The 12,348-nt window shown below is 62.6% G+C and carries 10 protein-coding genes and 2 tRNA genes; 1 reads left to right on the top strand and 11 read right to left on the bottom strand.

Annotated features, from left to right (window positions below):
• Positions 1–64: 64 nt before the first annotated feature.
• The 9 genes from DFR29_RS13345 to thrS form a co-directional block, all read right to left on the bottom strand.
• Positions 65–141: transfer RNA gene (locus tag DFR29_RS13345), tRNA-Pro, on the bottom strand.
• 136 nt (positions 142–277) lie between these two features.
• Positions 278–634 carry a MerR family transcriptional regulator gene (locus tag DFR29_RS13340; RefSeq protein ID WP_133819103.1) on the bottom strand — a complete coding sequence of 119 codons (357 nt, stop codon included), beginning with the start codon at positions 632–634 and terminating at the stop codon, positions 278–280.
• A complete protein-coding gene (locus tag DFR29_RS13335; protein ID WP_133819102.1) occupies positions 609–914 on the bottom strand; it encodes an integration host factor subunit alpha in 306 nt (101 codons plus the stop codon). Before DFR29_RS13335 ends, DFR29_RS13340 begins: the two co-directional genes overlap by 26 nt.
• 1 nt (position 915) lies before the next feature.
• Positions 916–3,294, bottom strand: coding sequence for a phenylalanine--tRNA ligase subunit beta (gene pheT, locus DFR29_RS13330; protein WP_133819101.1), 2,379 nt, complete (start codon positions 3,292–3,294; stop codon positions 916–918).
• An 88-nt stretch (positions 3,295–3,382) separates the two neighbouring features.
• Complete coding sequence (pheS, locus tag DFR29_RS13325; RefSeq protein WP_133819100.1) at positions 3,383–4,378, bottom strand: phenylalanine--tRNA ligase subunit alpha; 996 nt, start codon at positions 4,376–4,378, stop codon at positions 3,383–3,385.
• 221 nt (positions 4,379–4,599) lie between these two features.
• A complete protein-coding gene (gene rplT / locus DFR29_RS13320) occupies positions 4,600–4,959 on the bottom strand; it encodes a 50S ribosomal protein L20 (protein ID WP_133819099.1) in 360 nt (119 codons plus the stop codon).
• A gap of 15 nt (positions 4,960–4,974) precedes the next feature.
• Positions 4,975–5,172, bottom strand: coding sequence for a 50S ribosomal protein L35 (gene rpmI, locus DFR29_RS13315; protein ID WP_133819098.1), 198 nt, complete (start codon positions 5,170–5,172; stop codon positions 4,975–4,977).
• A gap of 313 nt (positions 5,173–5,485) precedes the next feature.
• Positions 5,486–6,016 carry a translation initiation factor IF-3 gene (infC, locus tag DFR29_RS13310; RefSeq protein WP_133819097.1) on the bottom strand — a complete coding sequence of 177 codons (531 nt, stop codon included), beginning with the start codon at positions 6,014–6,016 and terminating at the stop codon, positions 5,486–5,488.
• Between the two features lie 45 nt (positions 6,017–6,061).
• Positions 6,062–7,966 carry a threonine--tRNA ligase gene (gene thrS / locus DFR29_RS13305; protein WP_133819096.1) on the bottom strand — a complete coding sequence of 635 codons (1,905 nt, stop codon included), beginning with the start codon at positions 7,964–7,966 and terminating at the stop codon, positions 6,062–6,064.
• 430 nt (positions 7,967–8,396) lie between these two features.
• Here thrS and DFR29_RS13300 point away from each other — a divergent pair, with 430 nt between their 5' ends.
• A complete protein-coding gene (locus tag DFR29_RS13300) occupies positions 8,397–9,563 on the top strand; it encodes an alpha/beta hydrolase (RefSeq protein WP_133819095.1) in 1,167 nt (388 codons plus the stop codon).
• A gap of 102 nt (positions 9,564–9,665) precedes the next feature.
• Here the strand turns inward: DFR29_RS13300 and DFR29_RS13295 are convergent, their stop codons facing one another.
• Complete coding sequence (locus tag DFR29_RS13295; protein WP_133819094.1) at positions 9,666–11,789, bottom strand: TonB-dependent receptor plug domain-containing protein; 2,124 nt, start codon at positions 11,787–11,789, stop codon at positions 9,666–9,668.
• A gap of 480 nt (positions 11,790–12,269) precedes the next feature.
• Positions 12,270–12,344 (bottom strand) — tRNA-Val (locus tag DFR29_RS13290).
• Between the last annotated feature and the right edge of the window lie 4 nt (positions 12,345–12,348).

Below are 12,348 nucleotides of genomic sequence, written 5' to 3'. Positions count from 1 at the left end.
CGCCCCAAGGTTCAAGCAGGAGTATGGCAACTGGCAGCGAATGCTGCGGCAATCGAACCGGTGTTGGTCGGGACGGCGGGATTTGAACCCACGACCCTCTGCCCCCCAGGCAGATGCGCTACCAGGCTGCGCTACGCCCCGACACGTGTAACCGGTGATGCAAGAGCCGGCGAGTATAGCGACTGCCAGCCTGATGCTGCAATGCAGATAAAACAGATCGGCATGGAGCCGCTGCGGCTTGCTGCAGCCTGCAGTCGCCCCACACCAAGAAACGGCCCTAGCGGCGCAGGATCTGCAGCACTTCCTCCAGCTCCATGCGCACCTGGCGCACGATCTGGCTGGACATGCTGACTTCATTGCGCTGCTGCTGACCGTCCAGGCGCTGACGCGCTCCGGTGATGGTAAAGCCCTGGTCGTACAGCAACGAACGAATCTGCCGGATCATCAGCACGTCATGGCGCTGATAATACCGACGATTGCCGCGCCGCTTGACCGGCTTGAGGTTGGTGAATTCCTGCTCCCAATAACGCAGCACGTGCGGCTTGACGCCGCACAGCTCACTGACCTCACCGATAGTGAAGTAGCGCTTTGCCGGGATTACCGGAAGCTCACTGTTGCTGCCCTGATCCAGCATAGGCCTCGACTCTGACCTTCAGCTTCTGACCCGGCCGGAACGTTACCACCCGCCGCGCAGAGATGGGTATCTCTTCGCCGGTCTTGGGATTACGTCCGGGACGCTGATTCTTTTTGCGCAGATCGAAATTGCCGAAACCCGACAGCTTGACCTGCTCCCCTTTTTCCAGAGCCTCACGCACTACATCGAAGAACGCATCGACAAATTCCTTGGCCTCACGCTTGTTGAGGCCTACATCGAGGAACAGTCGCTCCGCCATTTCCGCCTTGGTCAGCGCCATGCTACCCCCGCAGTCTACCGCCGCATTCGCGTTCCAGGGCAGCCAAGGCCGAAGCCACAAAATGGTCTGCATCCTGATCCGTAAGAGTGCGGTAACTGTCCTGCAAAATCAAGCCAATAGCGAGGCTCTTTAGACCTGAACCTAAGCCCGTTCCGGCATAACGATCAAATACCACAAGTTCACGCAGCGCGTCTCCAATTGCGGCACGAACCACGCTTTCCGCCCGGCTCCAGCTCACCTCCTCGGGCAGCACTACCGCAATATCGCGGCGTACCTGCGGGAAACGGGATAGCTCGGCGGCCGCTGGCAGCCGACCAGCGGTGAGCCCATCCAGATCCAGCTCGAACGCATAGACGTCCTGGTCCAGGTCCAGCACCTTGAGCAGGCGCGGGTTCAACGCGCCGACAAAGCCTACCGATTCACCGCCGATGAAGACTTCTGCGCTACGGCCCGGGTGAAATTCTTTCCGATCCAAGGGGCGATACTCGACGCTACGATCAGACCCGGCCAGATCGAGCAGATTTTCCAGATCGGCCTTCAGATCGAAGTAGTCGACGGCGCGCTTGTCGCCGCCCCAGTGCTCGGGCAAGGCGCGACCGCAGACGACAGCAGCGATGCGGCCCGTTTCGCGCGGCGCATCGACACCCCGCTCGAAGACCCGCGCCAGTTCGAACAGGCGCACGCGCTCCTGCTGCCGGTTGAGGTTGTGTTTGAGTGCCTCGACCAGACCCGGCAGCAACGAAGTGCGCATGACGGCGAGATCCGCGCTGAGCGGATTGGCCAGGGCCACGCTGCCTTCGCTGCGTGACCAGCGCTGCAGCCATTCCTTCGCCACGAAGCTGTAGCAGACCGCTTCGAAGTAGCCGCGCGCCACCAGCTGTGCGCGCAAGCGTTCGGCCGGCACCTGCACTTCCGGCGCCAGCCCCAGGCGCAGCTGGCCGCTGGGGGCTCGCGTCGGTACACGCTCGTAGCCGTGTACGCGCACGACTTCTTCGATCAGGTCTTCCTCGATCTCGATGTCGAAGCGGCGCGACGGCGGCGTTACCGACCAGCCGGCATCGTTGGCCGCGACCTGCATGCCCAAGGCACGCAGGATGCGTTCGACTTCGGCGTCAGCCACACTCATGCCCAGTACGCGCCCCAGGCGCGCCCGGCGCAAGGTCACTGCCGTGCGCTGGGGCAGTTGTTCGGGCGCCACCGCCTCCACCACCGCACCGGCCTTGCCGCCGGCAATCTGCAACAGCAATGCGGTAGCGCGCTCCAGCGCCGCACGCGGCAATTCCGGATCGACACCGCGCTCGAACCGGTGCGAGGCATCGGTATGCATGCCGAGCTTGCGCGCCCGGCCCATGATCGCAGGCGGCGAAAAATACGCACTTTCCAGAAATACATTGGTTGTCGCGTCGGTACAGCGCGAATCCAGCCCGCCCATGATGCCGGCCAGCGCAACCGCGCGCGTCGCGTCGGCGATGACCAGGAACTGTGGATCAAGCTTCGCGTCGCTGCCGTCGAGCAGGGCAAGGGTTTCGCCCGCGCTGGCACGACGCACCACGATGCCACCGTCCAGCCTGTCGTTGTCGAAGGCATGCATGGGCTGGCCCAGTTCCAGCATCACATAGGCCGTGATGTCGACCACGGCGCTGATCGGGCGCAGGCCGGCGCGGCGCAGCCGCTCCTTCAGCCACAGCGGCGAAACGACGGTCGGATCAATGCCCTCGACCACGCGGCCCAGATAGCGCGGACAGTCGGCCGTAGCCGCCAGCGTCACCGGGCGCACAGCGGCACTGGTCATCGGCACGATGGCCGCATCGGCTTCGCGCATCGGCGCACCGAACAAGGCCGCAACGTCGTAAGCCAGGCCACGCAGGCCAAGGCAGTCGGGCCGGTTCGGCGTCATTTTCAGTTCGATGCTGGCATCGGGCAGAGCCAGGTAGTCGGCCAGCGCCGCGCCGACCGGCGCGTCCGTTGGTAACTCCATCAAGCCCGATGCATCCGCATCCAGTCCCAGCTCCTTGGCTGAGCAGAGCATGCCGAACGAATCCACGCCGCGCAGCGCCGCCTGCTTGATTGCCATGCCATTGGGCAGATTGGCGCCAATGGTCGCCACCGGAGCCTTCAGGCCCAGGGCCGCATTCGGTGCACCGCATACGATCTGCAAAGGTTCGCCTGTGCCGATCGACACGCTGCAGACGCGCAGCTTGTCCGCGTTCGGATGCTTTTCGCAGGCAACGATCTCGCCGACCAATACGCCAGCCAGCCCTTCGCCGAGGTTTTGCACGCCTTCGACTTCCAGGCCCGCCATGGTCAGGCGATGGCAAAGTTCGGCGCGGTCGGCGTCCGGGTTGACCAGGTCACGCAGCCAGTTTTCGCTGAATTTCATTAGTCGGCAATCGAGAAATGTTTAAGAGTTAGCAACGCCCAGCCTTGCATCGAGCAAGGCCGACGCCGCAGCGGTCGGCTCGTGCGCTTCAGCCAAATTGGCGCAGGAAGCGCAGGTCGTTCTCGAAGAACTGGCGCAAATCTTTCACGCCGTAGCGCAGCATGGCGAAGCGTTCCACGCCCAGGCCGAAGGCGAAGCCGGTATAGCGTTCCGGATCGATGCCGCAGTTGCGCAGCACGTTCGGATGCACCATGCCGCAGCCCAGCACTTCCAGCCAGCGCTCGCTGCCGTCTTCCTGGTCCCAGCGAATATCGACCTCGGCCGAAGGCTCGGTGAACGGGAAATAGCTCGGGCGGAAGCGCATATCGAAATCGCGCTCGAAGAATGCGCGCACGAACTCGGCCAGGGTGCCCTTCAGATCGGCAAAGCTGGAGGTTTCGTCCACCAGCAGGCCTTCAACCTGGTGGAACATGGGCGTATGGGTCTGGTCCGAGTCGCTGCGATAAACCTTGCCTGGCGCGATGATACGGATCGGCGGCGTCTTGCCGCTCATCGCACGAATCTGCACCGGCGAGGTATGCGTGCGCAACAGGCGCCCGTCGGGAAAATAGAAGGTGTCGTGCATGGCGCGCGCCGGATGGTGCGGCGGGAAATTCAGCGCCTCGAAATTGTGGTGGTCGTCCTCGATCTCCGGACCTTCGGCAACCTGGTAACCCAGGCGCTGAAAGATGTCGGTGATGCGCGCCAGCGTGCGCGAAACGGGATGCACGGCACCTAGATCAGCGACACGGCCCGGCAAAGTCACATCGATGCGCTCGTTGGCCAGGCGTGCGGCGAAAGCCGCCTCTTCCAGCACGCTGCGCCGCATGGCGATGGCTTCCTGCAGGCTGTCCTTGGCGCGATTGACGCGCTCGCCGGCTAGCTTGCGCTCGTCCGGAGCCAGCTTGCCCAGTGCCTTGAGCTGCTCAGTGACTAGGCCGCTCTTGCCGAGCAGGCCTACGCGCAAGCTTTCCAACTGGTCGATCGACGCGGCATCGTTGATACGCGCCAGCGATTCGTCCACCTGCGTCTGCAATACGTCCATGCAAACTCCACCCAATGCTTGTTCGATGCCATTCCTGGCCGCCTTACGGCAGGGCCAGCGATCCGATACGCGCCGCCCCGCAGCCAGCAAAACACGGCCGGCCTCATAGCGGCAAACAACATTTCACATGACAAAAAAATGGGGAGCGAGGCCAGAAAGCCCGCGCTCCCCACGTTTTTGCAGCCGGCGGCGCATACGTCGCCGCGGGTATTGCGCTGCGGTTACGCGGCCAGGGCGGTCTTCGCCTTCTCCGCCAACGCACCGAACGCTGCGATGTCATGCACCGCGATGTCGGCCAGCACCTTGCGATCGACCGTGATGCTGGCCTTCTTCAGGCCATTCATCAGGCGGCTGTAGGACAGGCCGAACTGACGCGCACCGGCGTTGATGCGGACGATCCACAGACGGCGGAACTGGCGCTTGCGCTGCTTGCGGCCGATATAGGCGTACTGATGCGCCTTGGTAACGGCCTGCTTGGCTACGCGGAATACTTTGCGGCGGGCGTTGTAATAGCCCTTCGCCTTGGCCAGGATTTTCTTGTGGCGACGACGCGCCGTTACACCTTTCTTAACTCGTGCCATTGTTCAATCCTCGACTCAGAGATACGGCAACATGCGTGCTACGCGACCTGCATCCTCGGCGCGAACATGGTTCGTGCCGCGCAGGTTGCGCTTACGCTTGGTCGACTTCTTGGTGAGGATGTGGCTCTTGAAGGCGTGGCCGCACTTGAATTTGCCGGACGCCGTCTTGCGGAACCGCTTGGCGGCGGCCCGGTTGGTTTTCATCTTGGGCATGATCTGCTCCGTTCTGGTTTTTTATACTGATACGAGCGGTGGCTGGCGCCACACTTTCCGTCCTGCTCGAGTCGGCGAATAAGCCCACGCATGCGTAGGCGGGTTCCACAGCAAAGCCCGATAAGCACGTACATCGAGGTATCCGGACCAGATTGCGTATCCCCGCAACCCCGGTCGGCGTCTGCATCGCAGACACCTTGGCCCCTGAACTCCAGGAACTCCGGAAACCGACAGCTGATGTACGGCTTGCCTTGCTTTGCCTATCCCACGGCAATCGCGCCGCGGGAAATTCCTGCATCGCGCCTGGGCGCGATTACTGCTGCTTCTTCTTCGGAGCGACCATCATCACCATCAGACGGCCTTCCAGACGCGGCCACTGCTCGACCACCGAATCCTCGGTGATTTCCGCAGCGATGCGCTTGACCATCGCGTCGCCCAGTTCCACATGCGCCATTTCGCGGCCTTTGAAGCGGATCACGACCTTGACCTTGTCTCCTTCGGCCAGGAAGCGCTTCATATTGCGCATCTTGACTTCGTAGTCGCCGTCGTCGGTGGTCGGGCGGAACTTCAGTTCCTTGATCTCGACCTGTTTCTGCTTCTTCTTGGCCGCATGGGCCTTCTTCTGCATCTCGAACTTGAACTTGCCGAAGTCCATGATGCGGCAGACGGGCGGGTCAGCATTGGGCTGGATCTCGACCAGATCCAGCTCCAGATCCTGAGCCATGCGCAGCGCGTCATCGCGCGACAAGACCCCGACCTGTTCTCCGTCTGCGCCGATCACGCGGACCCGCGGAACGCGGATCTCGAGATTACGGCGGTTGGCTTTTTCAGCAGTGGCGGCGATACGCGCGTCCTCCTAGGAAACTATTTGTATTGAGCAATCAGCAACTTAGGTACCGATCTGCTCACCCTTTAGACGCTCGGCGAACTGGGCAACGGTCATTGAACCCAAGTCTTCGCCCGAACGAATACGCACAGAAACAGCCCCGGCATCCCTCTCGCGATCACCGATCACCAGGAGATACGGAACCTTCTGCAACGTGTGCTCGCGGATTTTATAGCCGATCTTCTCGTTGCGCAAATCTGCCTCTACCCGGAAACCTTGCGAGACAAGGGTTTGCACCGCCTGGCTGACGGCCTCTGCCTGGGCGTCGGTGATATTCATGACGACCGCCTGCACCGGCGCCAGCCAGGACGGGAAATTGCCTGCGTGATGTTCGATCAACACGCCGATGAAGCGCTCCAGCGAGCCGACAATGGCCCGGTGCAGCATCACTGGGGTGTGCCGGGCCGAATCTTCGCCGACGTATTCCGCACCGAGGCGGCCGGGCATGGAGAAATCGACCTGCATCGTGCCTACCTGCCAGGCACGGCCGATCGAATCCTTCATGTGGTATTCGATCTTGGGGCCATAGAACGCGCCCTCGCCCGGCAGCTCTTGCCATTCAACGCCGCTGACGCGCAGCGCTGCACGCAAGGTCTGCTCGGCCTTGTCCCAGACCTCGTCCGAGCCGATGCGCTTGTCCGGGCGCAGCGCGATCTTCAGCGCGATCTCGGAAAAACCGAAGTCGGCGTAGACCTTCATGGCCTGACGATGGAAGGCCGTGACCTCGGCCTCGATCTGCGACTCCAGGCAGAAGATATGGCCGTCGTCCTGGGTGAAGCCGCGTACCCGCATGATGCCGTGCAGCGCACCCGACGGTTCGTTGCGATGACAGGCACCGAATTCGCCGTAGCGGATCGGCAATTCCTTGTAGGAATGCAGGCCGTGGTTGTAGATCTGCACGTGACCGGGGCAGTTCATCGGCTTCAGCGCGTAGTCGCGGTTTTCCGAGCCGGTGGTGAACATGTTCTCGCGGTAGTTCTCCCAGTGGCCGGTTTTCTGCCACAGGGTCTGGTCGAGAATCTGCGGGCAGCGCACTTCCTGGTAACCGCTGTCGCGGTAGACCTTGCGCATGTACTGCTCGACCACCTGCCAGATAGACCAGCCCTTGGGATGCCAGAACACCAGCCCCGGCGCTTCCTCCTGCAGATGAAACAGATCCAGCGCTTTGCCGATCTTGCGGTGATCGCGCTTTTCCGCTTCTTCCAGCTGGGTCAGATAGGCCTTCAGATCCTTGTCATTGAGCCAGGCCGTGCCGTAGACACGCTGCAGCATTTCGTTCTTGGCATCGCCGCGCCAGTAGGCGCCGGCCACCTTCATCAGCTTGAAGGCCTTGAGCTTGTTGGTATTCGGCACATGCGGGCCGCGGCACAGATCGATGAACTCGCCCTGGGCATACAGCGAAAGATCCTGGTCGGCCGGGATCGAGGCAATGATCTCCGCCTTGTAAAGTTCGCCCTTGCCCTTGAAGAAGTCGACCGCAGCATCGCGGCCCATCAGCGAGCGCGCCACAGGCATACCCTCGGCGGCAATCTTCTTCATCTCGACCTCGATCTTGTCGAGGTCTTCTGGAGTAAACGGCGTCTTGCGCGCGAAATCGTAATAGAAGCCGTTGTCGATCACCGGGCCGATGGTGACCTGGGTATCGGGAAACAGGCGCTGGGTCGCCTGGGCCAGCAGATGCGCGGTGGAATGGCGTATCACTTCCAGCGCGTCGGGATGTTTTTCGGTGACGATCTCCAGCGCTGCGTCGGCCTCGATGCGATGGCTGGTATCGACCAGCTTGCCGTCCACCTTGCCGGCCAGGGCCGATTTGGCCAGGCCTGGACCGATGGAAAGCGCAATGTCCTGCACCGAAACCGCGTGCTCGAACTCGCGCTGGCTGCCGTCAGGTAGCGTGATGCGAATCATGGGGTTGACCTCGATTGCCGCGCCCACCGGGAATCGCGGCCAATAAAAAGGGCGCCGAGCGCCCTGGTGCGGGTGGCTCTGCGCGGAAATTCAGAATTCAGTGAAAGTTCGCGTGCTCATGTCACACCCTAGACCGGCGCTTTGGCGCGGGCCACCTCGGTTGTATTGCGTCGCGGCGGCGACGCAGACGCACAGAAACTAGTGCACTGCAACAGGCGCTGTCAACGCCATTTTTGCCGCCGCGATACTCGCCGGAACAGCAGCGCAGGAGCAATCTGCAGACATGGCCAGCCCCCTGCTGCTGTTGCCAGCAGCCCGCTGCGGCGGCGTCAGGCATTTCTTGCGGCGACGTAAGCACAACAGTTGAAACTCCGCCGAATTGGTTCAAGATCCCGCGCCGTACCGTTGTGCTCGCCCCTAGGAGATTGCGATGTTCCGCCCCCTGTTCTTCCTGTTGCTGGTGCTGCTGAGCTGTGCCGGCGCCAAAGCCGCCGAGCCGGTGGCCATTGGCCAGCTCTACCAGATCCATTCCGAAGTACTCAACGAAGACCGCCCCTACCGCGTCTACCTGCCGGCCAGCTATCGCTGGGCCAGCAACCGGCGCTATCCGGTGCTGTTCCTGCTCGATGGCCAGAGCCGCTTCGGCCACACCGCAACGTCGGTCGATACGCTCGCCGCCGCCGGCGACATTCCCGAAATGATCGTGATCGGCATCGACAGCACGCTGCGTACGCGCGATTTCACCCCGACCAACTGGGAAGCCATTGTTGGCGGTGGCGGCGCCGACAAATTCAGGAGCTTCCTCTCGACCGAACTGATTCCGTCGGTAGAGAAGGAATACCGCGCCAACGGCTACCGCGTTCTTTCCGGCCATTCCCTCGGCGGGCTGTTTGCGCTGTACTGCCTCAGCGCCGAGCCGGCCCTGTTCCAGGCTTATTTCGCCATAGCCCCCAGCCTGGACTGGGACAAGAACCTGGCCCAGCGCCTGCTGCAGAAAACCTTTGCGGCCGACAGCACCATCAAGGGCTTCGCTTATATCGCCCGCGCCGACGACGCCGGCCAGGCCCTGGCCGATTTCGAAGCCGTGGCCACCACCTTCAAAAACAGCGCGCCGCCGGGACTGCGCTGGCAGGCTTCGGCATTCGCCGACGAAACCCATGTCAGCGTGCCGTTGCTGGCGCAGATCGAAGCACTGCGCCGCCTCTATCTGGACTATCGCTTCCATTCCGACAACTACGCCAAAGGCCTGGCCTTCGCCGAGGAACACTTCTCCCGCGTATCGCGCATCGTCGGCACGCCGTTGCCGGTCAGCGAAGAAGCGCTCAGTGGCGTCGCCGACGAATTACTGCAGAGCAAGCCCAAGGACGCGCTGAAGCTGTTCCAGCGCAACCTCGACGCCAACCCGAACTCGGCCGAGGCACACCTGGGCATGGCCAATGCTTTTGCCAAGAATGGAAAATGGAAAGACGCCGCGCGCGAAGCCGACCGCGCCGTGGCATTGGCGGGCGAATACCAGCTGCCGGCAACCGCGCAGACCTACTACAAGGATCGCGCGGCAAAGATCAAGGAAGGCCCTAAGGCCAAGGGCGCCAAGTAATCCTGTTGTGCAAACCGCAGCAAGCGCTTGCGCGCTTGCTGCGTCGTCTGTTTTGCCCGCCGGCGCCGCGTACCTCGGTACGCGGCGCCGGCGGAGGGCTGGTCAGAAGCCCCAGTCCAGAATGACGCTGGCGCTGCGGCCCATCTCGTCCGCACCCGAGCCGTGCTCGCGGTAGCGGCGATCGGCGATGTTGTCCAGGTGCAACGCCAGACTCGCCGCCTGGGCAAAGTGCCAATTGAAGCGCGTATTCCAGGTATTCCAGCCAGCCGTGCCGTCCGGATTCACGCGCGGATCGGTCAGATCGCGCGGGCTCAGTCGATCCTGCCGCGTCGCATAGACCGCATTCACGTCCAGGCTGAATTCCGGCGTGAACCAGTGCAGCAGGCCCAGCCGGCCGTTCAGCGGCGGCACGCGATCCGCGTCGTAGTTGTCGCCCGCATAGGTTTCGTCGCCGCGGGTGAAATTGAGCACGCCATAGAACTGGCTGGTATCGCTGAAGAGCCAGCGCGCGCCGGCTTCCACGCCCCACAGGTCCAGCTCGGTCACATTGCGGTTGGTGACGATGATGCGGCCCGTATCCGTCAGCTCGCCGGTTTCCACCGAAGTGATCTTGTCCTTGTAGTTGGACTTCCACACGAAAGCCTCGGCTTGCCAGCGCGGGTTGTCCCACTTCAGGCCCAGGTCGTAGGTGATCACGGTTTCCGGTTTCAGATCGGTATTCGGCATGGCGAAACGATTGCTGGGCCGGTCACCGAATACACCCAGGTCGAAGATGTTCGGCGCACGGAAGCCGCGACCGATATTGCTGACCACATGGACCGTATCGGTCGCCTTGAACGTCAGGCCGGCATTGCCGGTGAAATCGTCCGGGCTCAGCTTCACGCCGATGCCCTGGCTGTTGGTCGGCAGTTCGATGTCGAAACTGGAATAGCGGCCGCCCAGATCCAGCTGCCAGCGCGGCGCCAGGGCGATACTGTCGTTGAGAAACACGGCGAAGCTGTTCATGGTCGAGCCGTCGGGAAAGCGCGGCGGCCGTGCACTGATCGCATTGCTGTTGATGTTCAGGCGTTCGCGAAAGCTGTCAATGGTGTCGTAGTAGAACTCGGCGCCGTAAACCAGGCCGTGATTGCCCAGCTGCTTGTTGAACGTCGCAGTGACGCCGCGCAGACGGCTGGCGTTTTCTTCCAGCTCGCGATTGGCCGTGCCGAATTCGCGCGTGCGGCGGTCGTCGTTGATTTCCTGGTAGCCGACATGGAACTCAGCGCGATCGAACCAGCCCGCCTGCTGCTCGATGGTGTAGCGCGCCTGCACGAACAGGCGATCCTGCGGCTGGAAATAGAACTCGACCGAGTTGGGCCGGGTCTGGCCGAAGCCCGCGACGAGTTCATCCACGCGCGGCGTCTTGGGCTGCTTGAGATAGGCCGCCGACAGCATCAGCTCGTGGCCTTCGATCGGACTCCACAACAGCTTGGCGTCGGCCGCCCAGGAGCTGAAGTCGGTATACGGCAGGCGTCCACCGTCGCCGCCGAGCTTGCGCTGGCCCACGTCCTGCACGGTCACACCGCCAGCAATGGAAATGCCGTCCTTGCCCGCAGCACCGGCGATGCGGCCGAGGCTGGACAGGTCTCCACTGGTGTATTGCGCGCGGAACCGCCCGCGGCCGTCCCAGCTCGACCCCTCGAAACGCTCTTCCGGCGTAACGATCTGCACCACGCCGCCCATCGCGTCCGAGCCGTACAGGCTGGACTGCGCGCCGCGAACCAGCTCGATCTGCTGCACGTTCTGCGAATCGGCCAGGGCGAAGTACTGGTTCGGCGAATTGCGGAAGAAGGCAGTGTTCATGCGGAAGCCATCGACCATATGCAGCACTTCCGACCCTTTCAGGCCGCGCACGATGGGGATGGCCTGGCCCGGCGTAGTCGCCTGGATGAACGCACCCGGCTGCGCGCGCAGGTAGTCGGCTACCGTCAGCGCCGGCTTGCTGCGAATTTCCTCCTGGCCGACCACGGTAACCGCAGCGGCGACATCGAAGGTGGACTTGGCGGCGCGCGTCGCGGTGACCTGGATCTGCTCCAGCGGCGCAGCGCCCGACAGGTCTGCAGACTCAGCCGCATCCGCCTGCTCGCTGATTTCTGCGGTTGCCGCATCGGCTTCTGCAGCGGTCTCGGCAAATGCCGGCAGCGCCAGCGACAGCAGAATTGCAGCCAGCAAAGGAGAAATACGCATGGACAACCCTCGTTATATTGTCGTTAAGACGTGGCGAGTCGCGATTGTCCTGAGTTGGCAACGCTTGGCATCAGCCCAAAGACCCATCTTTACTAGGCCCTTAGATGTAACAACTTCCGGCACAGGCCCGTTTCCAGCCTCCGGCGCAAGGCCAGACGGGGCGATACGTGCCAGGACAGGGTTTCGCCGTCGCGGCCGGCTTTGCAAACAATTGCATCGCGCACTGAACAAATCCACCCTTGGCATACAAGGTTTGGCGCGCCAGGCGGCGCACCTGCGGACACTGGGCTGCGGCGGTACAGCGCAGCACTTCGCGCGATGAAACTTTGTATATTTTGTACCAGGCAGGATACGCAGGATCACCGCGGCGGCCATCACGCGGCCTGCATTGCAAGGAGCGTGGAATACTCGCCAGCTCGCAGCCGGCGCAAACAGAAACGGCGCGAAGCCAGGGGCCCGCGCCGTTTCTGTTATTCAAATTGGTGGGCGCGACAGGGATCGAACCTGTGACCCCTACCATGTCAAGGTAGTGCTCTACCGCTGAGCTACGCGCCCAATG

Source organism: Tahibacter aquaticus (assembly GCF_004363655.1).
GTDB lineage: Bacteria > Pseudomonadota > Gammaproteobacteria > Xanthomonadales > Rhodanobacteraceae > Tahibacter > Tahibacter aquaticus.
This window is presented reverse-complemented; position numbering and strand designations above follow the sequence as displayed.

Excerpts from the sequence above, each read along its gene's own strand:
- DFR29_RS13340 (WP_133819103.1), bottom strand. The coding sequence starts at position 634 with ATGCTGGATCAGGGCAGCAACAGTGAGCTTCCGGTAATCCCGGCAAAG.
- DFR29_RS13335 (WP_133819102.1), bottom strand. The coding sequence starts at position 914 with ATGGCGCTGACCAAGGCGGAAATGGCGGAGCGACTGTTCCTCGATGTA.
- pheT (WP_133819101.1), bottom strand. The coding sequence starts at position 3,294 with ATGAAATTCAGCGAAAACTGGCTGCGTGACCTGGTCAACCCGGACGCC.
- pheS (WP_133819100.1), bottom strand. The coding sequence starts at position 4,378 with ATGGACGTATTGCAGACGCAGGTGGACGAATCGCTGGCGCGTATCAAC.
- rplT (WP_133819099.1), bottom strand. The coding sequence starts at position 4,959 with ATGGCACGAGTTAAGAAAGGTGTAACGGCGCGTCGTCGCCACAAGAAA.
- rpmI (WP_133819098.1), bottom strand. The coding sequence starts at position 5,172 with ATGCCCAAGATGAAAACCAACCGGGCCGCCGCCAAGCGGTTCCGCAAG.
- thrS (WP_133819096.1), bottom strand. The coding sequence starts at position 7,966 with ATGATTCGCATCACGCTACCTGACGGCAGCCAGCGCGAGTTCGAGCAC.
- DFR29_RS13300 (WP_133819095.1), top strand. The coding sequence starts at position 8,397 with ATGTTCCGCCCCCTGTTCTTCCTGTTGCTGGTGCTGCTGAGCTGTGCC.
- DFR29_RS13295 (WP_133819094.1), bottom strand. The coding sequence starts at position 11,789 with ATGCGTATTTCTCCTTTGCTGGCTGCAATTCTGCTGTCGCTGGCGCTG.